1 protein-coding gene is annotated in these 292 nt (G+C 36.3%); it reads right to left on the bottom strand.

Translation table 11 applies throughout. The annotated features are described in order from the left end of the window. On the bottom strand, positions 1–292 hold a 292-nt coding region (locus ACNEUN_RS06195; RefSeq protein WP_463631553.1), incomplete at both ends, for an MraY family glycosyltransferase.

Raw genomic sequence — 292 nt, 5'->3', positions numbered from 1 at the left:
ACATATAGCTGATGAGTGTGCAAGAAGAAATAACCTACGATCCCCATGGTAGTCAGAGAGATCATTGAAACCCCATCAGCTAGCCCATCAAGTCCATCAATCAAGTTAACTGCATTAGTTAAAGCTAAGATCCAAAAAATAGTAATTGGGAAACTCCACCAACCTAGATTTACTTCATGTGCGATGAATGGCACCTTTAACACATTCATTCTGATTCCAGCTAAAAAGTAGATAATCAATGAAGCGATAAAAATCCCAAACATTTTTTGTCTAGGTTTTAACTCCAAAATAT

The sequence above is a fragment of the Gardnerella sp. C0684A1 genome (assembly GCF_055326835.1).
This window is presented reverse-complemented; position numbering and strand designations above follow the sequence as displayed.